26 protein-coding genes are annotated in these 24,038 nt (G+C 39.4%); 22 read left to right on the top strand and 4 right to left on the bottom strand.

The genetic code is table 11. From position 1 onward, the window contains the following. Nucleotides 1-112 precede the first annotated feature (112 nt). The 3 genes from QDI94_RS04375 to mscL all read left to right on the top strand — a co-directional run bounded on the left by QDI94_RS04375 (nucleotide 113) and on the right by mscL (nucleotide 2,645). Nucleotides 113-874: a ComEC/Rec2 family competence protein gene (locus QDI94_RS04375; protein WP_278867449.1), complete on the top strand. Its 762-nt coding sequence runs from the start codon at nucleotides 113-115 to the stop codon at nucleotides 872-874. 73 nt (nucleotides 875-947) lie between these two features. Further along, nucleotides 948-2,174 (top strand): tyrosine--tRNA ligase, encoded by a 1,227-nt coding sequence (tyrS, locus tag QDI94_RS04370; RefSeq protein WP_278867446.1) that lies wholly within the window; start codon nucleotides 948-950, stop codon nucleotides 2,172-2,174. Nucleotides 2,175-2,207: 33 nt separating this feature from the next. Continuing rightward, nucleotides 2,208-2,645: a large conductance mechanosensitive channel protein MscL gene (gene mscL / locus QDI94_RS04365; RefSeq protein ID WP_101029152.1), complete on the top strand. Its 438-nt coding sequence runs from the start codon at nucleotides 2,208-2,210 to the stop codon at nucleotides 2,643-2,645. A 138-nt stretch (nucleotides 2,646-2,783) separates the two neighbouring features. Here the strand turns inward: mscL and QDI94_RS04360 are convergent, their stop codons facing one another. The 3 genes from QDI94_RS04360 to QDI94_RS04350 all read right to left on the bottom strand — a co-directional run bounded on the left by QDI94_RS04360 (nucleotide 2,784) and on the right by QDI94_RS04350 (nucleotide 6,239). Next, entirely contained in the window at nucleotides 2,784-3,089 is a 306-nt protein-coding gene (locus tag QDI94_RS04360) for a phosphatase PAP2 family protein (RefSeq protein WP_278867442.1), read from the bottom strand. A 239-nt stretch (nucleotides 3,090-3,328) separates the two neighbouring features. Continuing rightward, entirely contained in the window at nucleotides 3,329-5,161 is a 1,833-nt protein-coding gene (asnB, locus tag QDI94_RS04355; protein WP_278867439.1) for an asparagine synthase (glutamine-hydrolyzing), read from the bottom strand. 13 nt (nucleotides 5,162-5,174) lie between these two features. Beyond that, nucleotides 5,175-6,239 (bottom strand): nucleoside recognition domain-containing protein, encoded by a 1,065-nt coding sequence (locus QDI94_RS04350; protein ID WP_278867437.1) that lies wholly within the window; start codon nucleotides 6,237-6,239, stop codon nucleotides 5,175-5,177. Between the two features lie 78 nt (nucleotides 6,240-6,317). Here QDI94_RS04350 and QDI94_RS04345 point away from each other — a divergent pair, with 78 nt between their 5' ends. The 13 genes from QDI94_RS04345 (at nucleotide 6,318) to tnpA (ending at nucleotide 18,310) form a co-directional block, all read left to right on the top strand. Beyond that, the gene (locus QDI94_RS04345) at nucleotides 6,318-6,590 is read left to right on the top strand and encodes a YabP/YqfC family sporulation protein (protein ID WP_278867434.1); all 273 of its coding nucleotides are present in this window, start codon (nucleotides 6,318-6,320) and stop codon (nucleotides 6,588-6,590) included. Between the two features lie 9 nt (nucleotides 6,591-6,599). Then, entirely contained in the window at nucleotides 6,600-7,778 is a 1,179-nt protein-coding gene (locus QDI94_RS04340) for a sporulation protein YqfD (protein ID WP_278867431.1), read from the top strand. An 81-nt stretch (nucleotides 7,779-7,859) separates the two neighbouring features. Continuing rightward, entirely contained in the window at nucleotides 7,860-8,633 is a 774-nt protein-coding gene (locus QDI94_RS04335) for a TIGR00282 family metallophosphoesterase (RefSeq protein WP_278867428.1), read from the top strand. A 221-nt stretch (nucleotides 8,634-8,854) separates the two neighbouring features. Next, nucleotides 8,855-10,501 (top strand): DAK2 domain-containing protein, encoded by a 1,647-nt coding sequence (locus QDI94_RS04330; protein WP_278867425.1) that lies wholly within the window; start codon nucleotides 8,855-8,857, stop codon nucleotides 10,499-10,501. Between the two features lie 122 nt (nucleotides 10,502-10,623). Then, nucleotides 10,624-12,669 (top strand): ATP-dependent DNA helicase RecG, encoded by a 2,046-nt coding sequence (gene recG / locus QDI94_RS04325; protein ID WP_278867423.1) that lies wholly within the window; start codon nucleotides 10,624-10,626, stop codon nucleotides 12,667-12,669. A 27-nt stretch (nucleotides 12,670-12,696) separates the two neighbouring features. After that, a complete protein-coding gene (locus tag QDI94_RS04320) occupies nucleotides 12,697-14,049 on the top strand; it encodes a D-alanyl-D-alanine carboxypeptidase family protein (protein WP_278867421.1) in 1,353 nt (450 codons plus the stop codon). A 99-nt stretch (nucleotides 14,050-14,148) separates the two neighbouring features. Beyond that, on the top strand, nucleotides 14,149-14,607 hold the full coding sequence (gene nrdR / locus QDI94_RS04315; protein WP_015524137.1) for a transcriptional regulator NrdR: 459 nt from the start codon (nucleotides 14,149-14,151) through the stop codon (nucleotides 14,605-14,607). A gap of 368 nt (nucleotides 14,608-14,975) precedes the next feature. Then, a complete protein-coding gene (locus tag QDI94_RS04310) occupies nucleotides 14,976-15,482 on the top strand; it encodes a flavodoxin (RefSeq protein WP_278867418.1) in 507 nt (168 codons plus the stop codon). A 20-nt stretch (nucleotides 15,483-15,502) separates the two neighbouring features. Next, on the top strand, nucleotides 15,503-15,937 hold the full coding sequence (locus QDI94_RS04305) for a cupin domain-containing protein (protein WP_101029140.1): 435 nt from the start codon (nucleotides 15,503-15,505) through the stop codon (nucleotides 15,935-15,937). A 20-nt stretch (nucleotides 15,938-15,957) separates the two neighbouring features. Beyond that, nucleotides 15,958-16,431 (top strand): flavodoxin, encoded by a 474-nt coding sequence (locus QDI94_RS04300; protein WP_046433678.1) that lies wholly within the window; start codon nucleotides 15,958-15,960, stop codon nucleotides 16,429-16,431. A 164-nt stretch (nucleotides 16,432-16,595) separates the two neighbouring features. After that, complete coding sequence (locus tag QDI94_RS04295; protein ID WP_278867415.1) at nucleotides 16,596-16,946, top strand: DUF5412 family protein; 351 nt, start codon at nucleotides 16,596-16,598, stop codon at nucleotides 16,944-16,946. Nucleotides 16,947-17,184: 238 nt separating this feature from the next. After that, entirely contained in the window at nucleotides 17,185-17,652 is a 468-nt protein-coding gene (locus QDI94_RS04290) for a hypothetical protein (protein WP_278867412.1), read from the top strand. A 196-nt stretch (nucleotides 17,653-17,848) separates the two neighbouring features. Next, nucleotides 17,849-18,310, top strand: a complete 462-nt coding sequence (gene tnpA, locus QDI94_RS04285; RefSeq protein ID WP_101105764.1) for an IS200/IS605 family transposase — start codon at nucleotides 17,849-17,851, stop codon at nucleotides 18,308-18,310. Between the two features lie 210 nt (nucleotides 18,311-18,520). Here the strand turns inward: tnpA and QDI94_RS04280 are convergent, their stop codons facing one another. Continuing rightward, entirely contained in the window at nucleotides 18,521-19,576 is a 1,056-nt protein-coding gene (locus QDI94_RS04280; RefSeq protein WP_341460958.1) for a sodium-dependent transporter, read from the bottom strand. A 570-nt stretch (nucleotides 19,577-20,146) separates the two neighbouring features. On the opposite strand from QDI94_RS04280, the gene QDI94_RS04275 reads away from it, so the two are divergent. The 6 genes from QDI94_RS04275 (at nucleotide 20,147) to QDI94_RS04250 (ending at nucleotide 24,038) form a co-directional block, all read left to right on the top strand. Further along, nucleotides 20,147-21,502, top strand: a complete 1,356-nt coding sequence (locus tag QDI94_RS04275; protein ID WP_015524132.1) for an AAA family ATPase — start codon at nucleotides 20,147-20,149, stop codon at nucleotides 21,500-21,502. Nucleotides 21,503-21,506: 4 nt separating this feature from the next. Then, nucleotides 21,507-21,818: an RloB domain-containing protein gene (locus tag QDI94_RS04270; protein ID WP_278867408.1), complete on the top strand. Its 312-nt coding sequence runs from the start codon at nucleotides 21,507-21,509 to the stop codon at nucleotides 21,816-21,818. Nucleotides 21,819-21,825: 7 nt separating this feature from the next. After that, complete coding sequence (locus QDI94_RS04265) at nucleotides 21,826-22,209, top strand: RloB domain-containing protein (protein WP_278868704.1); 384 nt, start codon at nucleotides 21,826-21,828, stop codon at nucleotides 22,207-22,209. A gap of 86 nt (nucleotides 22,210-22,295) precedes the next feature. Next, entirely contained in the window at nucleotides 22,296-22,640 is a 345-nt protein-coding gene (locus QDI94_RS04260) for a hypothetical protein (protein WP_181980373.1), read from the top strand. A gap of 123 nt (nucleotides 22,641-22,763) precedes the next feature. Beyond that, nucleotides 22,764-23,225 carry a DUF2712 domain-containing protein gene (locus QDI94_RS04255; RefSeq protein ID WP_278867403.1) on the top strand — a complete coding sequence of 154 codons (462 nt, stop codon included), beginning with the start codon at nucleotides 22,764-22,766 and terminating at the stop codon, nucleotides 23,223-23,225. A 120-nt stretch (nucleotides 23,226-23,345) separates the two neighbouring features. Further along, nucleotides 23,346-24,038 carry a DUF4352 domain-containing protein gene (locus tag QDI94_RS04250; RefSeq protein ID WP_101070937.1) on the top strand — a complete coding sequence of 231 codons (693 nt, stop codon included), beginning with the start codon at nucleotides 23,346-23,348 and terminating at the stop codon, nucleotides 24,036-24,038.

Here is a 24,038-nt window from a genome sequence, read left to right as displayed (position 1 = left end):
AATATCGGTATGTGTACTTTTTATTGCCTGTGTACTGCTTGTTTCATTCGGAAAACCTCTCGGAATTCCCGATTGGAACGATGTCTATACATTTTTTGGGATTTCAGCCGATATGGAGTCCGATTTTTCTGTTTCGTTTATCAATGTCGGTTCGGCGGATTGTACGCTGATTAAATGCGGAGATAAAAGCGTGCTGATTGACGGAGGAACAAATCTTGTTACCGATAAAATTACTGCCTATCTCAAACGCAGTTCGGTAACTCATCTTGATGCCGTAATCGTGTCACACCCCGACAGCGACCACATCGGTTCGCTGCCCGATATCATAGATGAATTCGGTACGGATGTTGTTTATTTCGGAAAATATTCCGACAGCCACAAAACACCCGAATACGAAAAGCTTGTTAATTCTATAAAAGAAAATAATATAAAAACCATAATTCCGGTTTCAGACAAACCCGTTGAAATCGGAAATATGACCTTTAAATTTTATCAACCCGAAAAGGACTTCGGCAACACAAACGATAATTCGCTTGTAACAATGCTTGAATATGACGAAAAGCGATTTCTTTTTACAGGCGACATTTCGTCAAAAAGGGAAGAATCAATGGTTAATTCTGACAAAGAATTAAAATGCGATGTTCTCAAGGTTGCACACCACGGCAGTAAGTATTCTTCAAGTGAAGATTTTCTTGCAAAGGCAAGCCCCGAAACCGCTGTAATAAGCGTTTCGGCTGACGATACGGCACTTCCCGATTACTACATAACAGCCTTGCTTAACAGCGTGTGCAAAAATGTTTATCGGACAGACAGCGATAAAACCGTTATGATAACAGTCGAAAACGGTGAGATTTGCACCAAAACTCATGCCTGAAAGGTTGACTATAAATTAAATAATGTTATAATATTATTGTTTAACTGACAAAAATCGAAAGGAATTTTTAAATATGGGAGTATATGAAGAACTCGTAGCCAGAGGACTTATCGCTCAGGTTACGGACGAAGAAGAAATCAGAGAGCTTGTAAACAGCGGTAAAGCTACATTCTATATCGGCTTTGACCCGACAGCCGACAGTCTCCATGTAGGTCACTTTATGGCTCTTTGCCTTATGAAAAGACTTCAGATGGCAGGCAACAAGCCAATTGCACTCGTAGGCGGCGGCACAGGTATGATCGGTGATCCGTCAGGCAGAACAGATATGCGTCAGATGATGACAAAGGAAACAATTCAGCACAATGTTGATTGCTTCAAAAAGCAGATGAGCCGTTTTATCGACTTTTCTGATGGCAAGGCTCTTCTTGTAAATAACGCAGACTGGCTTCTTGACCTTAACTATGTTGAACTTCTCCGTGATGTAGGTGCTTGCTTCAGCGTTAACAATATGCTTCGTGCAGAGTGCTACAAGCAGAGAATGGAAAAGGGACTCAGCTTCCTTGAATTTAACTATATGATTATGCAGTCATACGACTTCTATGCTCTCTATCAGAAGTACGGCTGTAATATGCAGTTCGGCGGCGATGACCAGTGGAGCAATATGCTCGGCGGTACAGAGCTTATCAGAAGAAAGCTCGGCAAGAACGCATATGCAATGACAATCAATCTTCTCCTTAACTCAGAGGGTAAGAAAATGGGTAAAACCCAGTCGGGTGCAGTATGGCTTTCAGCCGAAAAGACAAGCCCCTACGATTTCTACCAGTATTGGAGAAATGTTGATGACGGCGATGTAATCAAGTGCCTTAAAATGCTCACATTCCTTTCGCTTGAAGAAATTGATGAGCTTGCAAAGCTTGAGGGCAGTGAAATCAACAAAGCAAAAGAAATTCTTGCTCATGAGCTTACAGAGCTTGTTCACGGCAAAGAGGAGGCTGACAAGGCTCAGGAGGCCGCAAGAGCAATCTTCAGCAACAAGACAAATACTGACAATATGCCTTCAACAACTCTTACAGAGGCTGATTTTACAGACGGTGAAATCGGAATTCTTGACCTCATGAAGAAGTGCGGACTCATTCCTTCAAACGGTGAGGGCAGAAGACTTATTCAGCAGGGCGGTGTTTCTGTTGATGATGAAAAGGTAACAGATGTTTACGCAAAGGTTGCAAAGTCTGATTTTGAAAAAGGCTATGTTGTAATCAAAAAGGGTAAAAAGGTTTACCATAAGGCAATTCTTGGCTGATTTTGAAAATTAAATAAAGGGGATTAGGGCAAAATGAAAAAGTTTTTTTCGGAGTTTAAGGAATTCATAATGCGTGGAAATGTGCTTGATCTCGCAGTCGGCGTTATCATCGGTGCGGCTTTTCAGGCAATTGTAACTTCTCTCACAAGCGACATCATTTCGCCGATTCTCGGTATCTTCGGCGGTGTCAACTTTGACCAGTTTCAGGTTACAATCAACGGCGCAACAATTATGTACGGTAAGTTTATCACAGCGGTAATCAACTTCCTGATTATGGCTTTCGTAATCTTCCTTATCGTAAAGCTTGTCAACAAGGTTATGTCACTCGGCAAAAAAACTGAACCCGAAGAAGCTCCCACAACAAAAAAGTGTCCGTTCTGTTTCAGTGATATTGATATCAAAGCCACAAAATGTCCCCATTGCACAGGCGATATCATCGACCTTACAGAAAAAACAGACGACAAAAAATAATATCGCTGTTACATAAACAGATATTACACAACTTAACAACCAACAAAAAGCCACAGTAGAAAGTTAAAATCTACTGTGGCTTTTTAAATTGAAAATTATGATTGAGCGTAACATTGTTACTGTCTGCACAATTTTATATTAAAATACCAAAAACAAAAATACAATTCCGCAGAGGATTGCTATTGCTGCACCGACTATGACATCACGCACATAATGCACTCCTGCACACACTCTTGACACGGAAATCATAACCGCAATGAAGAGGTATGCAATCCCTGCCCACACATTGAACTGCAAAATTGTCATTGCAATGATGAATGCGCTTGCGGTGTGGCGGCTCGGCATACTGTCGGGCTTGCTGTTCTTTGAAAAAACAGGCGCAACTCCGTACCGCACATACGGGCGTTCTTCTTTTATGATAATTCGCAGAAGTGTTATTCCCAAAAACACCCCCGCAGGCACAGTCAGCGACTTTAAAAACAAATCTTTTTGCCACAAAAATGTATATACAAGCAAAATCGGATAGCTTGCAAATACTGTCAGCGGAAAAATTTTATATACGAATTTCAACACATTTTTTGCGGATTTGTTATTCTTGAAGAAATCGGTCAGTTTAATATATTGTTTACGGCTAATTTTCTACATCTCCCGGAGCTTTTTACACTCCGATTTTAACATAACCGTTACACTATTTCAACATTATATTTATCAAACCAGTAGTCAAGTTCGATTATATACGCAAGAATCTGCGGTGCTTTCATCAGTTGACCGTACCACGGATTTGTGATTTTATCGGGATTTTCAATGATATCTTCAATCCCTTTACTGTCAAGCAGTTCGTTTAGAATTGAACGCTTTTTAAGAATTTTTCTAACCCTTTTTACACACTCATTGAAGTAAATCGGATTGTGTGTTTTCGGGTACGGGCTTTTCTTGCGCCAGCAAATTTCTTCGGGCAGAATATTCTCAAAAGCCTTTCGCACAATTCCCTTTTCACGGTTGCCCCATGCCTTTAATTCCCACGGCATATTGTACGCATATTCAACAAGTCTGTAATCGCAGAACGGCACTCTTACCTCAAGTCCGCTGAACATTGAGCATCTGTCTTTTCGCTCAAGCAGACATTGCATAAACCAGTAAAAATTCAGGTAGAACATCTCTCGCATTCGCCTGTCAAGGTCGGTGTCGCTTTTAAGCTTTGGGGCAAGGCTTATTGTGTCAAGATACCTTTGTCTGACATACTCTTCGCCGTTTTTCAGCACACCGTCCTTGAGAATGCTCCTGCGAATATCCTGACTTTTTGACCACGGAAAACAATCCTCAAAAAGTATTTCATGGTTGTGATACCACGGATATCCGCCGAAAAGTTCATCGGCACATTCTCCCGAAAGTGCAACGGTGTAGTTTTGCTTGATTTCTTTGCAGAAGAGCAAAAGTGATGAGTCAACATCAACATACCCCGGCAAATCCCTTGCCTGAACACTTTCATAAAGTGCGTCGCACACAAGCGTGTTGTCAAGGACAATTTCCCTGTGCTTTGTGTCGGCATTTTTTGACATCATCGAAATAAATTCGTAGTCGGGAGTAGGCTGAAAATTGCTCTTCTGAAAATATTTTTTGTTGTCACGGTATTCAACCGAATAGGTGTTGATTTTGCCGAGTTTGTGTTCCTTGTTGTACATTGATGCGGTCTTGACAATTATACTGCTGTCAAGCCCTCCCGAAAGGAAAAAGCACAGCGGAACATCACTCACAAGCTGTCGCTGAATTGCATCAGTCAGCAGATATCTCGTCTTTTCAATGGTAGTAACTTCATTGTCGGTATGCTCTTTTGCCTCAACGGTGTAGTATTTTTTTCGGCGAAGCTTTGAGTGCCTATACATTGCACATTCGCCCGGATTAAGCTCAAATACTCCCTTGAAAACTCCGAACGAAGGCGTTCTTGCAGGTCCTAAAAAGAAAATTTCATTGAGTCCCTGTTCGTCAATTTGAGGCTTTACAACCTTGCTTGCAAGCAACGCTTTTATTTCTGACGCAAACAGCAAGCCACCGTTGTATTCGTAGTAAAACAGAGGCTTAACGCCGATTCTGTCCCTGCACAAAAACAGCGATTTGTCGCTTGTGTTGTAGATTGCAAAGGCAAAAATTCCGTTCAGCTTTTTGCAGCAGTCCGCACCGTATTTAATGTACGATTTCAGCACAACCTCCGTGTCGCTGTGACCTCTGAAATGAAAACCCGATGCTTTCAGTTCCTCACGAAGCTCGGCTGTGTTATAGAGTTCGCCGTTATAGACAATGACATAGGTCGTGTCCTTGTGACGAACCGACATCGGTTGTTTGCCGTTTTCACGGTCAATTACAACAAGCCGCCTGTGCATAAGCGCCGCCCCTCGGTTAATGTACAAACCGTTTTCGTCAGGACCTCGCCTGTCAAGCGTTTCAGACATTCTGTTGAGCAAATCAATTCTTTCGCTCATATCCTGTGAGTGGTCAATCCATCCTGCTATTCCGCACATAAAGTAACCTCCGTCAATTTTGTTTGTAATTTTTGAGTGAATATAAAAAGCATAAAGCGGTAAAAAGCAAAGCCGCTCCCGAAAGGACAGTTCCTCCGAAAAAGCCGGAGTTTTCAACCGTTGATGTTGAAAAAACATCGGTTGTGACGGAGAAAAGTTTTATTCCTAAATGCGTGAGCAATGCGGTGATAAATCCTTGCAAAATTCTGCAAAAGAAAAATAACAGTTTATTCACCTTAATATCTCCAAGTGCCGAGAAAATCTGAAAATGTACGCAAAGTCCGCCGAATCCTGCCGAAAACGCAACAACCTCAATCGGCAAATCTTTCGATACCGCAGTAACCGCATTGCAAACTTCCGTGAGTATCAAAAACGGTTTTTGAATATTTTCATCCGTAATGTGTGAGCAGAAAATCTCAGTAAATGCCGAAAACAGCACCACAAATGCACAGATTGCAAACATTCCCCTTGCACCTTCAAGAACAGACTTTACAAGTGCGTCGCCTTTTTGCGGAGTGCTTATTAATGTTTCTGAATTGGAATTATCATCAAGTTTATTTCTGCAAACGAATTTTAAAGCAAATCCGAGTGCTAAAACCGAGATGCATTGGGCGGCAAATATAATAAACCCGACTTCAATGCTTGAATAAAGCTGTACACCGATAAAATTCACAAGAAATCCCGGTCCCGAACACACCAAAAACAGACCTGCCCGTTTACACTCACTTTCACTTGCCGCACCTTTTTTATAAAGCGAATTTACCGTCTTTGCACCAACGGGATAACCTCCGACAAGGGAGAGAATTATTGCCGAGGCAAAACAACCGTCAAGTCCGAAAATCGGTTTTGTCAGCCATGAAAGATGTCTGCCGATTTTTTCTGCAAGACCGCTTTCGGTGATGTATGAGGCAAGCACCATAAACGGAAACAGTGACGGTACAAGCGTTGAAAGACACAAGCCTATGCCGTTTTCAGCTCCCTTTGAACATTCCTCCGAAAAACGCAAGGAGACAACGCACAACAGAAAAATCCCTGTTGCCTTAAAAATATTCACCGTCCTTGCGGCATTTTTACTCATAAACAAAACAATCACCAATTATATATATGAGCTGTATTGCATAAAAATAAATAAGAAACAAAAATAGGGGAGATTTTTTTGCCAAAGAACAAACGAACTGCCGATAAAAACGAAAGATTGCCTTCTCCGATGTTCGATATGGGAACAATGCCGTACATAGAAATGCTCGGAAACCGCAGGATAACAGTTGAGGGTTCAACGGGAATTTTGCTCTATGACAGCGAAAGCATAAAAATTAATACCTGCAAAACCGTAATTTCATTTTGCGGAAGAGGAATGAAATTGAGATGTATTTCAAGCTCCTGTGTTGAAATTGAAGGCTTTGTAACCGACATCAACTTTCTCTCGTGAGGTGAAACTATGCTCCTTAAAATAATACGCTTTCTCAGAGGAAATGTTGACTTTACCGCAAGCGGAAAATTTCCCGAAAGATTTATGAACATAACCTCAAAAAACGGTGTAAATCTCTGGAATCCCATACCGAAAAAGAACGCAATATCAGCCTCAATGTATCTTTCCGACTACAAAAAAATCCGAATTCTTGCACGCAAATCAAGGGTTAAAACAAGAGTAACCGCAAAACACGGACTGCCGTTTATTATTAACCGCTATAAGGCAAGGACAGGACTTTTTGCAGGTGCGGTATGTGGAATTATTCTCTGCATTTTTCTTTCAAATTTTATCTGGTCGGTCAAAATTTCAGGAACAGAGGAAATCAGCAATACATATCTTGAATCGTTGCTTGAAGATAACGGAATTTCTGTAGGTATGTGGAAAAACAATTCCGATGTTGACCAGATAGAACGCAATATTCAGCTGAAATGTGACGATATCCGCTGGATGAGCATAAACATAACGGGCAGTCTTGTTACGGTTGAAATTAAAGAAACCTACAAAAAGCCGAAGCTTGACACCTCAAAAAATCCTTGCAATGTAAAAGCCGTTAAGGACGGCGTCATAACACGGATTCAGGCATATAACGGCAGACCCGTTGTCACGAAGGGAAGCGGAGTTGTGAACGGTCAGCTTCTTGTCAGCGGTCTTGACGAAACCAAGCAGGGCGATATGCGTTACTTGAGAGCAAACGCAAAGGTCTTTGCCGATGTTTCAGAGCAGAGAACGCTTTCACTTCCTAAAAAAATAACTTACAGTACCGTTACCGATAATTATGTTGACAGGAAAAATTTCAGATTTTTATGGCTTGATTTTCCCTGTAACCTTGCCTTTGAAAACTACGACAATTTTGTAAGCACAGTTCACGGAGAAAATCTGTTTATAAATGATGTTGTTCTGCCGGTAGGACTTAAAATCAGAACCGACCGTGAACTTGTAACAACCGAAAACTCTGTAAGTAAAAACAAGGCTGAGGAGATTGCAAAGGCTGATTGTATTCTCTATGAGATTTTTACAAAGAATAAAAGCGAAGTTATTTCAAAACAAATTTCCGTTAAAGAAAATAAAGACGGCTACAGGGTGACAACAGATTATATTTTTAACGAAAATATTGCAGATCAGGTTGATTTTGATGTGACAGAATAGAAAAGTTGTGTTATAATCAACTTGTATGTTTTGCTTTGAACGGCTGAAATTTTGCAGTCGGACACAAACGGAGGGATAACTATGAGAATTTTATGTATAGGTGATGTCGTAGGCAGTATCGGATGTGAATTTCTTCGCAGTAATCTTCCCACGCTCAAAAAGGTAAAAGGCGTTGATTTTGTAATCTGCAACGGTGAAAATTCCGCTGATGGCAACGGATTGACTCCCGTGTCTGCAAAACACCTTTTTGACAGCGGAGTTGACGCAATTACTCTTGGAAACCATTCGTTTCGCAGAAAAGAAATCTACGACTATCTTGACTCAAATCCCTTTGTTGTCAGACCTGCCAATTTTCCCGAAAATTCAACACCCGGCAAAGGTATAATTAATGTTGACACAGGGCGAAGAATTGTGTCGATTATAAATATTATGGGTAATTCCTATATGGATAACAACCTGAATTGCGCCTTTGAATGTGTAGATAAAATGATTAAACAGGCTGAAAGCAAAATCATAATTGTTGATTTTCACGCAGAGGCAACGGGTGAAAAAAGGGCAATGGGTTATTACCTTGACGGCAGAGTTTCCGCAATGTTCGGAACACACACCCATGTTCAGACCTCGGACGCACAGGTTCTCCCGAAGGGAACCGGCTACATAACCGACACGGGAATGACGGGTACAATCCATTCCGTTCTCGGTGTAAAGAGCGAAATTATAATTGCAAAGCTGAAAAATAAGCTTCCGCAGCGTTTTGACCTTGCAAGCGGAGAATGCAAAATGGAATGTACGCTTTTTGATGTTGATGACAAAAGCGGAAAGTGCGTTTCAGCCGAGTCAATGCGTATTGAATAACACAAATCAGCATAAAGTAAATTGTTTCCAATTGTCAAAAAATATGAAACAATCCCGATTAAGTCGGCTTTTTTTGCAGATAATTAGTGTATTATACTATTGCAAAAAACAAGCTGATAATGTATAATGTTATAATGTGAATTATTGTAAAACTGCGTTTGTCGGTGCAAAATCGGCTTATGCAGTTGATTAAGAAATGTACATTAAAAGGATGTGCCTAAATGATAAACGGACAAATTCTCAAACAGGCTGTTATTTCGGGTGCGAATAATATTTCAAACCAAAAAAACAGTATAAATGATCTTAATATTTTCCCTGTACCCGACGGAGACACAGGTACAAATATGTCAATGACAGTCAATGCGGCTGTTGCAGCGCTTGAAGATTTTGACGGCTCCTGTGCAGGTGATGCCGCAGGTATCACAGCCTCTGCAATGCTCCGTGGAGCAAGAGGCAATTCGGGTGTTATCACTTCACTGATATTCCGTGGCTTTGCCCAGGGACTTAAAGACATTGAAGAAGTTGACGGCAAAAATCTTGCCGCAGCACTCGGAATCGGTGTTGACGCCGCTTACAAGGCTGTTATGAAACCGACAGAGGGAACAATTCTCACGGTTGCAAGAATGGCTTATGAGGCAGGTATCGAAGCCGCTAAGTATGACAGAGATGTTGTGTCTGTATGGCAGACAATCGTTGACAAGGCTAACGAGGCGCTTGCAATCACTCCTCAGCTTTTGCCTGTGCTTAAAAAGGCAGGCGTTGTTGACGCAGGCGGTAAGGGCCTTTGCGTAATCTTTGAGGGTATGCTCTCTGTAATTAAGAACGGCATTATGATTGAAGCTGACGATGACACAGCTCCTGCAACCGTCAGCACATTTGAAAGTGCCGCCGCTGAATTTGACGATGACATCAGATTCACATATTGCACAGAGTTTATCGTTGGCAGAAATGCCGAGATTGAAACCGAAATCGGCGAGCTTCGCAGTTATCTTGAATCAATCGGTGATTGCGTAGTTGTTGTAAATGATGATGAGATTATCAAGGTTCATGTTCATACGGAACAGCCGGGCAACGCTCTTTCAAAAGGACTTGAGTTCGGTCAGCTTCTCACGGTTAAGGTTGAGAATATGAAGGAACAGCACAAGAATGTCAAGTCAACAAAGAAAAAGGCTGAAAAGGAAAAGTTTGTTCCCGCAGAACCTGAAAACGATTTCGGCTTTGTTGCAGTTGCCGCAGGAAACGGTCTTAAAGACCTTTTTAAAGACCTCGGTTGTGACAATGTTGTTTCGGGCGGTCAGAGTATGAACCCCAGTACAGATGATATATATGAGGCAATTATGGCAACGCCTGCCAAGAATGTCCTTGTTCTTCCGAATAACAAAAATATAATTCTTGCCGCAGAACAGACAATCCCGATGGTAAAAGACAGAAATGTCGTTATTGTTCCGACAAGAACAATTCCGCAGGGTATGACGGCAATGCTCAACTTTGATCCCGAGATTTCTGCCGAAAGCAACGCACAGCTTATGACTGACGCACTTGCATCGGTGGGAACAGGTCTTGTAACCTTTGCCGCAAGAAGCAGTGAATTTGGCGGTAAGAAAATCAAAGAGGGCGACATTATCGCTCTTGAAAACGGCAAGCTGACAATTACGGAAAAGAGCACCGTTAAGGCTCTTGTTAAGCTTGCAAAGAATATGGTCAGCCGCGACACTTCATTTATCACTCTCATATACGGCGAGGATGTTACCGAAGAAGAGGCGGAAAAGGCTTATGAAGAGCTTCGTGAAAAATTCGGTTCAAAAACCGATATTACACTTGTCAAGGGCGACCAGCCTGTTTACTATTTCATTTTAAGCGTAGAATAAGCATTAAATCAGTTTTTTCAGGGAGCATAATTTTTTCGGTTATGCTCCCGATTTTGTAATGACAGGCTGTCCTGCGAATACGGATAGGCTGTTCTGAAATAAATAAAAACGGAGGTGCGGTAATGACATCACTTTATAAAACTCCTGTTTCAAGACTGAACGGAATAGGTGAAAAGCGTGCCGCACTTTTTGCAAGACTCGGAATAAAAAGCGTTGGAGATTTGATAAATTTTTATCCTCGAACATACGAGGACTGGAGCAATATCAAGCATATCAATGAACTTGAATACGGTGAAACCGCCTGTATAAAGGCGATTGTTGCAACCTCGGTAAATGACACACGCATAAGCGGCGGAAGAATTATTTCAAAAACCGCAGTCTATGATGACACGGGTTCAATCCAGCTTGTGTTTTTTAACAATAAATACATAAGCTCAATGCTCAGACAGGGCGGAGAATATTTCTTTTACGGAAAAACTTCATCCGACAGCTATGGAATGCAGATGCTGTCTCCGACCTTTGCGCCTGCAATTAAAGGAACGCAAATCCGCCCGATTTACAGGCAGACAGCAGGACTTCCGAGCAAATCGGTTGAATCGGCCGTGCGACAGGCACTTTCAATGCTGCCATCAAAAATCAATGACCCTTTGCCGGATGCCGTAAGAGAAAGATTTGACCTTTGCCCGCTCAGACAGGCATTGTTTGATATTCACTTTCCAAAAAATTGCCAACAGCTTGAAACAGCCCGAAAAAGGCTTGTTACCGAAGAGCTTGTTGTGCTGAACCTCGGAATGAGAAATCTGCGTGACCACAGCAGGGGAGTAACCTCGCTTAAAATTACAAAGGATTATTCAGAAGAATTTGAATCGCTTTTGCCGTTCACAATGACAAATGCCCAAAAACGGGCGGTGTCGGACTGCATAAACGATATAATCAACAAATCATCTCCAATGAACCGACTTGTTCAGGGCGATGTAGGTTCGGGTAAAACGGCGGTTGCCGCCTCGGTCTGCTACACGGTTGCCAAAAACGGATTTCAGACCGCGTTTATGGCACCTACGGAAATCCTTGCCCGACAGCATTACAAAACATTTCAAAGGCTTTTTGAAAATACGGATATCAAGGTTGGTCTGCTGACAGGCGCACTCAAGGAGTCCGAAAAAAAACAAATCAGAAAATCGCTTGCAGACGGTTCAATTGATATGGTAATAGGAACACACGCTCTTATTACCGATAAAACCGAGTTTAAAAATCTTGCACTTGCCGTAACCGACGAACAGCACAGATTCGGCGTTGCACAAAGAGCAAAGCTTCTCGGCAAGGGCAACAATCCGCATCTGCTTGTAATGAGTGCCACCCCGATTCCGAGAACCCTCGGACTTATTATTTTCGGCGACCTCGACATTTCAATAATTGATGAGCTTCCGCCGTCAAGAAAACCTGTGAAAACCGTGTTGCGAACTTCTGCGATGCGCGGCGGAGTGTATGATTTTATCCGCAGTGAGGTAAAACACGGCAGACAGGCGTACATAGTCTGTCCCCTTGTTGAAGAAGGCGAGCTTGACGATGTTGCGTCAGCCGAAGAATATGCCGCAGATTTGATGCTGAGGGAATTTCCTGACATAGCAGTCGGCATTGTTCACGGACAGATGAAGCCCGACGAAAAAGACGAGGTTATGCGTAAGTTTGCCGAGAATGAATATTCCGTTCTCGTTGCCACAACGGTAATAGAAGTCGGCGTTGATGTTCCTAATGCTACGGTTATTGTGATTGAAAACGCCGAAAGATTCGGACTTTCACAGCTTCATCAGCTGAGGGGAAGAGTAGGCAGAGGTAGTTCGCAGTCCTATTGTATTCTCATCAGTGACAAAGGCAGCAGAACAACAAGAGAACGGCTTGAGGTTATGTGTTCAACGAACAACGGCTTTGTCATTGCCGATGAGGATTTGAAAATGAGAGGTCCGGGCGACTTTTTCGGTCACAGACAGCACGGTCTGCCGCAGATGTCAATTGCCGATTTTGCCGACACAAAAAGCCTTGAGCTTTCGCAAAAAATTGCAGATTATATAATGAACCGTTACGGTGATATCCGAAACGATGAAATACGACTTTTAAAAGCAGAGATTGACCGCCTGTTTGATCGCGGCGGACAAAATGCTTTAAACTGACAAACTATAAATGGGAGAATTAAGTAAATGAGAAAAACAGCAATCAAAACACTTTCACTTCTCTGTATGCTTTGCATCATTATCTGTTCCGCCTTTACAACAGCGGGTGCTGCGTCCTATCCCAATGATGTAAAAACACAGTCGGATTCAATATTGCTTGTGAATATGGATTCAGGTCAGACCGTGTATGAAAAAGATGCAGATTCAAAGCGTTATCCTGCATCCACAACAAAGATTATGACCTACATAATTGCGGTTGAAAACATTGCCGACCTTGACAACACAAAAATTCCGATTAAACAGTCGGTTCTTGATGTTCTCAAAAACACAGGCAGTTCCCTTGCGAATGTTGAAAATCATGTCGGCAAGAGTATGACAGCAATCGACCTGCTCTACAGCATGATGGTTCCCTCGGGTAACGATGCCGCAATGGTTCTTGCCGATTATATCGGCGACGGAAATGTTGACAATTTTGTTGAGATGATGAACGAAAAGGCAAAGGAGCTTGGCTGCAAAAATACCCATTTTGCAAATCCTGATGGACTTCACGACCCTAACCACTATACAACTGCCCGTGATATGTACAAAATCACTACATATGCGCTCACGCTCCCTCGTTTTGAAGAAATCACAAACACCTGCACATACACTTGTGACGGTGACGATACACCCCTTGTTACCACTAACTACCTCATTGACGCTAACCGAGGCGGCGAGTATTATTATATGTATGCAAAGGGCATCAAAACAGGTACAACCAACGAGGCAGGCAGATGCCTTGTAACAACAGCGTCGGCTGACGGCTATTCATATATGGCAATTCTTCTTCACGCTCCTTATGAAGAGGGTGTGACCGAGGATTACGCAACAATGACCGATGCCGCTGACCTTTTTCGATGGGCATTGACAAGTCTTGAAATGAACACGGTAGCAACATCGTCAAAGCCGCTTTGCGAAGTAAAGGTTAACCTTGCTTGGGGTAAAAACAGTACATTGCTTTATCCCGAAACCGACCTCAGCGCAATTGTTCCTAAAGACTGCACAGATGAGAATATAATTATTGAACAGGATGTTCCTGAAAGTATTGACGCTCCAATCGACAAAGGCACGGTAGTCGGCAAGGCTACAATTTACTATAAGGCAGACGAAAACAGCAAAAAGCAAAAGCTTGCCGAGGTTAATGTTGTTGCAGGCGAAAAAATAGAACTCAGCGGAATCCTTTATGTGTTCAATGTTATCGGCACAGTGTTCCAATCATACTGGTTCATTGTGGTTATCGCACTCATTGTTCTTATCCTGATTATTTACCTTATTATTTCAAAAATCAGCTCGAAACGCAAAAAGAAGAAGAGAAATGTCAAGCATTACCGCAATCTCTGATGAAATAAAAGTGTAATTAAATTGTAAATTTTCTATACTTGAAATTTGAAAACGGTATGTTATAATTATTTTAGGGAATAATTATTCGGAGGTTTTCATATGAAGTGTCCATATTGCAGTTATGAAGAAAGCAAGGTTATCGACTCTCGTTCTGCCGATGACGGCGAAAGAATCCGTAGAAGAAGAGAGTGCCTGAGATGCGGCAAACGCTTTACCACACATGAGGTGATTGAAACTGTTCCGATAATTGTTGTTAAGCGTGACAAATCCCGTGAGGTTTTTGACCGCAACAAGCTTACAGGCGGAATTCTCCGTGCCTGCGAGAAGCGTCCCGTTTCAATTGAACAGATTGAAAATATGGTCAATGATATTGAGGCTCAGCTTCAGTCAAGCCTTGACCGTGAAATTACTTCAAAGCAAATCGGTGAGCTTGCAATGGATCAGCTCAAGAATATTGACGAGGTTTCATATGTCCGTTTTGCGTCAGTTTATCGCCAGTTCAAGGATATTAACACCTTTATGGACGAACTCAATAAACTTCTTACTGAAAAGAAATAGTTTCTTATAAAGAATAATTCCGATACTGTACAGCCTTTTTCGGTTGTACAGTATTTTTTTGCGGTGTACCGCAACTCTCCGTTCGTGCAGATAGTTTGCAATATCAAAAACATACTATGCCCGAGCGTAAGTATAGCGATTGCTTTTGCAATTTTAAATAGAGGAGTTCATCGGATGCCCACAAGTAACAGCAGAATATTTAAGCTAAGAGTGTTGTACGGAAAGCAACCTATGCAGTTAATTAAAAATTATACGAAAAAATCAAAAATGCCTCTTGACTTAAAGTCAACTTCAGGGTGTAATATATTCCTGTAAAGTAAAAAACAAACTGAAAAATAGTAAAAATTCTGAAACAAAGGAGATTTACAATGGCAAAGTTAATTGCATTTTATTCACGAGCAGATGAAAATTATTTCGGCGGTCAGTACCGCTATGTAAAAGTCGGCAACACCGAAAAGGTTGCAAAAATGATTTCAGACCTCACAGGAGCCGATATGTTTAAAATTGAGCAGAAAGTTCCGTATTCTGCAAACTACAAGGAATGTGTTGCTCAGTCGGTTAAAGACCTTAAATCAAAGGCAAGACCCGAACTTGTTTCATTGCCGAATCTTGACGATTACGATGAAATTTATCTCGGCTATCCAAACTACTGCGGAACAATGCCTATGGCGGTTTATACTTTCCTTGAAGCATTTGATTTTACGGGCAAAACAATTCATCCGTTCTGCACTCACGAGGGAAGCGGACTTTCAAACACAGTCAATGATATTAAAAATACTGCCAAAGGTGCAACCGTAACAAACGGACTTCCCTTGTTCGGAAGTGATGCCGATAAGGCAGAAGGCATTGTTAATGATTGGATTAAAAAATTTTAATTAAACAAGGAGATAATATTATGAAAATTGCAGACAAGGATGAATTTGAAAAGCAGAATGTATTCGGCACAGGCACTCCAAACACAGCCTATGCAAAGTATTTTATCGGAGAGTCATACCTAAATCCACTCACAAAGCCCGAGGACGGACTTCACCTTTTAAATGTAACATTTGAACCTGGTTGTCGTAACAACTGGCACATTCACCACGCAAAGAGCGGCGGCGGTCAGCTCCTCATCTGCACAGCAGGTGAGGGTTGGTATCAGGAAGAGGGCAAAGAGCCTGTAAGCCTTACACCGGGTAAGGTAATCGTAATTCCAGCCGAGGTTAAGCATTGGCACGGTGCTAAAAAGGACAGCTGGTTCTCACACATCGCAACCGAAATGCCGGGCGAAGAATGTTCAAACGAGTGGTGCGAACCCGTAACCGATGAAGAATATAATAAACTCGGTTAATCGAAAGGCGGTTTCTGAATATGAAAAAAGTTATCGTTTATTATTCCTATCGTGGCAACACAAAAAGCATTGCCGAGATGATTCAGAAAAGCACGGGTGCTGACATTGCAAGAATCGAAACTGTTGTTCCGTATGACGGAGACTACAACTCGGTTGTAAATCAAGGACAGGATGAAGTGAACAGCGGCTATTGTCCCAAAATAAAACCGCTTAATATTGACCTTAGCAAGTATGACGAGGTAATTCTCGGAACACCTGTTTGGTGGTACACTTTTGCCCCTGCAATGCACACATTTCTCAAGGAAAATGACCTTTCGGGCAAGACGGTTTATCCGTTTGCAACCAACGGCGGTTGGATTGGTCACACATTCAAAGATTTTGCAAATGCCTGCGGTACAGCCGATGTAAAGCAGGGAATGAATATCCGTTTTGACGAATCGGTTCTGCGTACACCAAAGTCTGAAATTCAAAAATGGATTGATTCAATTAAATAAGCCTTTCTGTAATGCGGTTCTACCGCAAAAATAAAAAACTGTACAGCCTTTTTCGGTTGTACAGTTTTTGTATATTGAGCAAATAATTTGTTATATGAGTATTGCTATAACTTGTTGCATTGTGTATAATACGATTAAAGGTTGGTGCTTTAAGGGACATTAAAATGCAAAGTAAACGCATTATTACAAACTTTCTTGCCGTTTTGATGATTATGCTATGTGCTTTCCTTTCAGGGTGTGGCTTAGATAATTTGCCTCAAGTCGAATTGATTGATTCCTCAGTATCTCCAAATGGAAAATATACGGTTAATGCTTATCTTTGTTCAGAAAATGCGACTACGGATTTTTCGGTAAGATGTGAGGTAGTGGATTCCGAAACAAGTAAATGCCGTAACATTTATTGGAAATATCATCAGGAAGATGTTTCTTTATACTGGAAATCTGATGAGGTTGTGGTAATAAATGATGTTGAACTTAATGTTTTAACTGATAAATACGATTGGCGAACAGATTGATAATTACATGAACAACAATTTGAATGGGTGGATGATGTTGAATTATACTGCAGCTTATTTTTATTCAGAGGGTAATCCGTTTGGCATAGTTTTTCTAATATTATTGCTTCTGTTTCAATTATCAAGATTGATTGTTTCACATATATTAGATAATCGAAATTTTGATTCTGTTGAGGTGGAAACTTCTTTTACAAATAAAAGAAAAAACAGAATTAAACATTTTGTTTATGATTCTTTAATGGATTTGCCAAGTAGTAGTTTTGTACTTGTGCTTGACAAAGGAACTAATTTAGTTTCTCCTGCAGTTTATACAAAGCAAAGCAACAGAATTTCTATGATTAACCGAAATGCCGAATATACTGCATTTGAACACATTGAACTTTCGGACGATACTTATTCAGGTGAATATACCTTTATCAGAACTTGCAAAGTAAAAGACAAGAAAACAGGTGAACAGGTTCTTTTCGCAGCAGTTCCGAATAGAGAAACGAATATTCTTGCATATTCCGATTCTGCACATAAAGCCGACAAAACCGTAACTTTCGGAAAATTCAGAATATTCTGTTTTGTCGAATCTGAAAACAGTCCCTATACTGATTTGCTTGCTGATTCCGAAAAAATTCATCTTGAAAAAACAAAAAGAAAAGGTATGCACTTTATAGGCTTGAATGAAGTTATAAAAACAAATCCTAAGTCTAAAAAGTAATACAAGATATAAAAAAACTGTACAGCCGATTATGGTTGTACAGTTTTTGTTTTAATGGGTTTACCCAGTGCCACGCTTGCGTGGCACAAACAACCACCCGCTATGCGGGTGTGCATAAAAAGTTATACAAAAAAATCACCAATCGTATTACAATAAGAATGTTCAAGTCTATTGTAAAAAAAGAAAGGTGATTTTAATGGCAAATAAAACAAATAGTTTATCCCACACAAAATGGATGTGCAAATACCATGTAGTGTTTGTGCCAAAGTATAGAAGAAAAATAATATATGCACAGTATCGACAGAGTTTGCAAGACATAATAAGATTGTTATGTCAGTACAAAGGAGTGGAGATACTAGAGGGGCATATGATGATAGATCATGTACACTTGCTCTTAAGTATACCACCGAAGATGAGTGTGTCAAGTTTTATGGGATATTTAAAAGGAAAAAGTGCGTTAATGATGTTTGAGAAACACGCAAATCTGAAGTATAAGTTTGGAAATAGGCACTTTTGGGCAGAAGGATATTATGTGAGTACAGTAGGTCTAAATGAAGCAACCATAAGGAAATACATAGAAGACCAAGAAAAGCATGATATAGCACTAGATAAATTAAGTGTACGAGAATATGAAGACCCTTTTAAGGGTGGCGAGTAATACAAACACCCTTTAAGGGGTGGCGAAAGAGGCAAAGGCAATAGGCTTGAACCAAGTGAAAGCCAGCGTCTTGAGACGCTGGCCGGTAGCATGGGCTTATAGCCCTAGAGCAAACCACCCGTTGGACGGGTGGTTTTGATTATATGTTATTTTGTCGGAATGTAACATTGTGTGAATTTGCACAATTTGAGCCGTGGGGGATTGTTAATCCTACCCGATAAAGCCTTGAACGAACACAATAACAATCAGCACGGGGAGTGCGTATTTAAGGTACGGTTTCAGCACCCTTGAAAGTTTAAGACCTTTACCCGTGTTACATTCTTCAAAGTAATTGTCAAAGCCCCAGCCGAATTTTGTTGTGCAGAACAGGAGGTAAACCATTGCACCGATCGGAAGAAGAAGGTTGCTGACAACGAAGTCCTCAAGGTCAAGCACACCCTTGCCGAGAATGTTGAAGTCGCTCCAAATGTTGAATCCGAAAATACACGGCAGACACGCAAAGAACATAATAATTCCGTTGATTATTGACGCCTTTGTTCTGCTCATGCCGAATGTGTCGGTAAGAAAAGCAACAAGGTTTTCAAACACGGCAATAACCGTTGAAAAGCTTGCAAATGTCATAAACAGAAAGAAAAGCGTACCCCAAATCCGACCTCCCGTCATATTTACGAAAACATTCGGAAGCGTCACAAAAATAAGGGCAGGTCCTTGGTCGGGCTGAACGCCAAATGAAAAGCAAGCAGGGAAGATGATAAGTCCGGCAACAATTGCAACAAAAGTGTCCAATGCACAAATCTGAACAGCCTCACCGTAAAGCGTGCGGTTTTTGTTCATATAACTGCCGAAAATTTCAATTGATGCGATTCCGAGTCCGAGTGTGAAAAATGCCTGACTCATTGCAGATGTGATTACCTTGCCGAGTCCTACATCTTTAACCTTTCCAAAATCGGGAACAAGGTAAAAGCTCAGGCCTTCTCCCGCATTTGAAAGCATCATACTGTTGATTGCAAGAATGACAATCAGCGCAAGCAACGCAACCATCATAACCTTGCTGACCTTTTCAATGCCTTTTTGAAGTCCTCGACTGCATACAAAAAATCCGAATACAACGATTATCGCAAGCCATATAATCATCTCAACAGGCGATGCCATAAGGTCGTTAAACACTCCCGAAACCTGTTCTGAGTTCATTCCGCTTTTAAATGTTCCCGTTGCAAATTTATAGAAGTAATCTAACATCCAACCAGAAACAGGTGAGTAGTTCACTAAAAGTGTACCATCGTATGAGTCAAAACAAATTATACATAAAGAAGTATGTCGAATTATAAATAGTTATGTTACGAGCCAGTAGGCTCTTTTTTTATACCCAAATTTAGGTCGTAAAAGTCTATTAACAGGTAATTTGTATAAATATAAGTATTTTATATTGCCAGATTTTACAAAAATAAAACAACGTTCAAAATTATATTTACAACTTTGCATAATGTGATATATAATAACACTATGCAAAAAATATATGCTAAACCAATAACATATTCACCGTATAACCAAAGTGAGGTGATAAAAACAATTTTTAGTAAAAATTAAGAAGAGGTGATAGTTGTAAAAAGAAAATGAGATTGTTACAGGTGAGCCTGATGAGGGTGAATCGAAAACAAGATACAAGAAAAGAAAGCGAACAAGATGAAATGTAAAATTCATCAAAAACAATCGCTCTATGGTTAAGTTTGTCGAGATAAATAGGTCATTTAGAGAAAATTTCTCCAAATAAACGGATACATATTGACTTTTTTGTAATTCTCCTTTACAATATTAAATAAGAAGGAGAGATTGATAATGCTTATTAAAGTGACAGTTGAGAATTTTAAATCGTTTTCTGAACCAACAGAGATGACTATGATTTCTTCTACAAAAATTCAAAAAGGCACTGATCATAGGGTTAAAATTAAAAGTACGAATATACTTAAATACGCAGTAATCTATGGTGCTAATGCGGCAGGTAAATCTAATCTTATTGATTTTTTTTGGTTTTTGAAAAGTACGCTTAATGATACAATTCCTATGGTAGCTACAAAATGGTTTTGTAAATGTAAGGAAGAAAATATAAATAAGAATAGCTCGTTTGAAATTCAGTTCACGATTGGTGATAAATTCTATGCTTATGGTTTTACGGCTTTATTAAATCAACGAAGAATCACATCTGAGTGGTTATATGAGCTTTATCAAAATGGTAATGCAAAATGTTTATTTGAAAGAAATGAAGAAGAAAAATTTCCACACTTGGGCGAAGATGTAAAATTAAACAAAATTGATGAAGCAAAATTCAAAACATATACTGATGATTTTGATGGTAATGAATCAATTTTGTTTCTTACGGAAATGAATAGAAACAAAAAATATTCTGAAGACTCCAAGCTGGTTTTCTTCAAGGAGGTTTATAGTTGGTTATCACAAAACATAATTATCGTTAAGCCTAATACTTCTTTTGATAACTTTCAATATTATAATGATGAAACATCCTTAGAGTTAATCAATAAATTAATAAAAACCTTTGATACTGGTATTGATAAAGTTAGAGTTGAAAAAACTGATTTTGAGGAATTTAGAAAAGCTTTACCGGCTAAGGTTTTTGATTTAGTTATGAAGGACATACGAAACAAGATGGCTCACAAGTCATTATATTCTTCGGCACGAATGACCATGAGAACTGACAAAAGCTTTTTTACTGTTACTTTGGATGACGATGAACCGATTGTATCTACTTTGAAACTCTATCATGGAAAATCATTTTATGATTTTAATTTCGATGAAGAATCAGATGGTACAAGAAGAATTTTCGATTTACTCGATATGTTACTTAACAAAAACGATGACATTATTTATGTTGTTGATGAATTAGAAAGAAGTCTTCATCCAAAACTTACAGAACATTTTCTTGAGCTTTTTATGAATTTCCATAAAGGCCATAAAACTCAGTTGTTGTTTACAACCCACGAAGCATCTATTATGGAGCAAAAGCTTTTTAGACGTGATGAAATATGGTTTGTTGAAAGAGATGGAAATAACACAAGTAATGTTTATTCGTTGGATAAGTTCAAAGAAAGATATGATAAAACATTGAGCAAAGCTTATCTTGAGGGGCGTTATGGTGCAATTCCTGTGTTTTCTAATTTTGATTTGACGGAGGAATAAATATATGGCACCGGTAAGAAGTTATTATAATTGGAATCAAAGAAAGAGCGACACAAATGAGGCTATAGAGCCTTATAGAAAGTATTTCTTTATTTGTGAAGGTGCAAATACTGAAACGTGGTATTTCGAAAAGCTGGTTGACTATAAAAAAGAATTGGGAATTAATCCTAATATTGATATTCGCTTTCTCGAAAAGACTCAACAAGATAAGAATATATCTTTCCCCAGAAGACTTATAGAGTTTGCCGAGGAGCAAAAACTTAACTCAGATATATCTTTTGATGCTGAAATGGATAGGATGATTATCGTTTTTTGATGCAGATATTTTCGAAGAAAAAGTTAAGGATTTTGATGAAGTTGTAGCATTTGGAGAAAATAATAATATACTTGGTATATCTAATCCTGCATTTGAATTGTTTTTACTTTTGCATTATAAAGATGCTTATGAGAAATATATTAAACCAAATGAAAAGGAGATAATTTCTAACGAAAAGGTAGGAAATCAAAGATATATAAGAAATTTGTTTACTCAGGTGTTTGGTATTAATCCAAAGAAAAATAAATCTATAGGAGAACTGGTTAAGCAAGTTGATTTTGCAATCGTTGAAGAATGCAAAATTAATGAAGATATCCACCAATGCTCAGGACAGGTAACTTGTAACATTGCAAAGATAATCAATGATATTCGCAATAACAAAGCAATTTAATAATACGCAAAAGAGTTAAGTCAAGAAATAAAAATTTCTTGGCTTTTCTTTTTGCGATAAAATAACAGAAATGGAGGTATGAATAAGTGCCATATATAGACCCTAAAGTAGTGCTTGAAGCAAAGAAAATGAACTTGCTAACCATTCTTAAAAACTTTGAGCCACACGAACTTGTAAGACTTGATAAGAACAATTACACCACACGAACACACGATAGCTTGAAAATTTCAAACGGAAAATGGATGTGGTTTTCTCGTGGGATTGGAGGTACAACAGCTCTCAATTATCTAATTGAGGTTAAAGGTTATAGCTTTATTGAAGTGGTGGAAACAATCACAGGTAAACAGGTTGTAGTTGTTCCAAAACCTATCAAACAGGATAATAAATATTATGAAAGACCACTTCTACTATATCGGTTCAGTTCATTATAAAATGATTAGATTTTTGTCTTGACAACTGAACCACTATATTCTATAATGGAGATGAAGTGAGTCCGGTGTTTTAATATTTCAAATCTTGAAAACTTTTAATTTTTTATTAACAGGAGATAAAAGATGAAGAAACTAAAAAAGATGATTGTGTTGGGTATGGTCGTTCTTTCTTTGATGTCTGCTCTTACTTTTTCAGTATTCTCTGCCGGTAATGTTTCAGATACAATTATCAACATTAGTGCGAGAAGTAACAACGGAGGTACTCCGTGCAGATCTATTTGGCGTGAGAAGAAAGATTATACATCTGTTTGGTGCGAAAACAAGAGCACATCAGGAGGTTCTCTGAGTGCTTGGGTTCAGCGTACAAATAATAAGAATACTTTCTCCGTAAAAACTGTAGACAGATATTACGGTTCATGGAGCTATAATGGGGCAACTAAGAATATGAAAAATTTACCAAAGAGTACATATTATTATTTGCCTAACTATGTTAAAGAAGACGGCTATAAATATGCTACTTTGGGCTACATTATGAATAAGGAAGCTGTGAGTTACCACATAGCATGGAGTCCTGACAGCATATAAAATATTTGTGGCTTTGTAAGTTATGCTCTGTGCCTTTTAATGAAGTTTTGACTTTATATATGCACGCAGAGCATGACTTTTAGACTGCGGTAGGGAGTTGCTTATAGAGGTGTTTATATATTGAATAAAAAAATAACAACCGTAATTATTTTGATTATCATCTGTGCTTCATCTATAATAGTTTCCATCTTATACTTGATAAAAAATGATATTATTGACATCAACGATATATACACTAATGCTGATGCAAAAAACACACAGGTTGCAAATGGAAGTAATATCTCTTCCACAGAAAATTCAGCGTTGGGCTCAAAAAGTTGTGTTCTGCTTGAGGAAGGTGCTGAATACGATACTATGTACGACGATAGAACAAGCATTTATGTTAAATTAAATGATATAAGCATTTCAAAAAACAAAGCAGAACTTCCCGAATTTGACACATTTGAGGACTGGGATGAAATTAAAGATAGCCAAGGAAATATTACAAATGAATATTCATATGTAGTGCTTAACATTACAATGATGAATAAAGGAAATGAAAATGTGGAGGTATCATTGAACAGCTTACTTTTGCATTTTGGTACAGACGGTGGATATAACGAAGCACGAAGTTTTAATTCAAGTGAGAAAAAGACTTCAAAAAATTATTTTGTAGAAAAACTTGAACCCGGTAAAAAATTGAATGTTAATGTAGCATATGTTGCTGAGGACAAACAACTTAATGAGTACAAAGACCAACTTTATTTGATGACAGTGCTCTCAGGCAATCCTTTAGGAGAAGGAACTATGCAAGTCATCAAATCCGAAAAATAA

The organism is Ruminococcus bromii, assembly GCF_928721825.1.
In the GTDB taxonomy this organism is placed as follows: domain Bacteria; phylum Bacillota; class Clostridia; order Oscillospirales; family Acutalibacteraceae; genus Ruminococcoides; species Ruminococcoides bromii.
The sequence above is the reverse complement of the archived record's forward strand: the minus strand, read 5'-3'. Positions and strand labels throughout refer to the sequence as shown.

What these genes read in the sequence shown, in the direction of transcription:
- recG (WP_278867423.1), top strand. Translation starts at nt 10,624, where the DNA reads ATGACATCACTTTATAAAACTCCTGTTTCAAGACTGAACGGAATAGGT.
- QDI94_RS04335 (WP_278867428.1), top strand. Translation starts at nt 7,860, where the DNA reads ATGAGAATTTTATGTATAGGTGATGTCGTAGGCAGTATCGGATGTGAA.
- QDI94_RS04255 (WP_278867403.1), top strand. Translation starts at nt 22,764, where the DNA reads ATGAAGAAACTAAAAAAGATGATTGTGTTGGGTATGGTCGTTCTTTCT.
- QDI94_RS04300 (WP_046433678.1), top strand. Translation starts at nt 15,958, where the DNA reads ATGAAAAAAGTTATCGTTTATTATTCCTATCGTGGCAACACAAAAAGC.
- tyrS (WP_278867446.1), top strand. Translation starts at nt 948, where the DNA reads ATGGGAGTATATGAAGAACTCGTAGCCAGAGGACTTATCGCTCAGGTT.
- QDI94_RS04320 (WP_278867421.1), top strand. Translation starts at nt 12,697, where the DNA reads ATGAGAAAAACAGCAATCAAAACACTTTCACTTCTCTGTATGCTTTGC.
- QDI94_RS04310 (WP_278867418.1), top strand. Translation starts at nt 14,976, where the DNA reads ATGGCAAAGTTAATTGCATTTTATTCACGAGCAGATGAAAATTATTTC.
- QDI94_RS04375 (WP_278867449.1), top strand. Translation starts at nt 113, where the DNA reads ATGGAGTCCGATTTTTCTGTTTCGTTTATCAATGTCGGTTCGGCGGAT.
- QDI94_RS04290 (WP_278867412.1), top strand. Translation starts at nt 17,185, where the DNA reads ATGGATTTGCCAAGTAGTAGTTTTGTACTTGTGCTTGACAAAGGAACT.
- nrdR (WP_015524137.1), top strand. Translation starts at nt 14,149, where the DNA reads ATGAAGTGTCCATATTGCAGTTATGAAGAAAGCAAGGTTATCGACTCT.
- QDI94_RS04275 (WP_015524132.1), top strand. Translation starts at nt 20,147, where the DNA reads ATGCTTATTAAAGTGACAGTTGAGAATTTTAAATCGTTTTCTGAACCA.
- QDI94_RS04330 (WP_278867425.1), top strand. Translation starts at nt 8,855, where the DNA reads ATGATAAACGGACAAATTCTCAAACAGGCTGTTATTTCGGGTGCGAAT.
- QDI94_RS04305 (WP_101029140.1), top strand. Translation starts at nt 15,503, where the DNA reads ATGAAAATTGCAGACAAGGATGAATTTGAAAAGCAGAATGTATTCGGC.
- tnpA (WP_101105764.1), top strand. Translation starts at nt 17,849, where the DNA reads ATGGCAAATAAAACAAATAGTTTATCCCACACAAAATGGATGTGCAAA.
- QDI94_RS04340 (WP_278867431.1), top strand. Translation starts at nt 6,600, where the DNA reads ATGCTCCTTAAAATAATACGCTTTCTCAGAGGAAATGTTGACTTTACC.
- QDI94_RS04270 (WP_278867408.1), top strand. Translation starts at nt 21,507, where the DNA reads ATGGCACCGGTAAGAAGTTATTATAATTGGAATCAAAGAAAGAGCGAC.
- QDI94_RS04350 (WP_278867437.1), bottom strand. Translation starts at nt 6,239, where the DNA reads ATGAGTAAAAATGCCGCAAGGACGGTGAATATTTTTAAGGCAACAGGG.
- mscL (WP_101029152.1), top strand. Translation starts at nt 2,208, where the DNA reads ATGAAAAAGTTTTTTTCGGAGTTTAAGGAATTCATAATGCGTGGAAAT.
- QDI94_RS04295 (WP_278867415.1), top strand. Translation starts at nt 16,596, where the DNA reads ATGCAAAGTAAACGCATTATTACAAACTTTCTTGCCGTTTTGATGATT.
- asnB (WP_278867439.1), bottom strand. Translation starts at nt 5,161, where the DNA reads ATGTGCGGAATAGCAGGATGGATTGACCACTCACAGGATATGAGCGAA.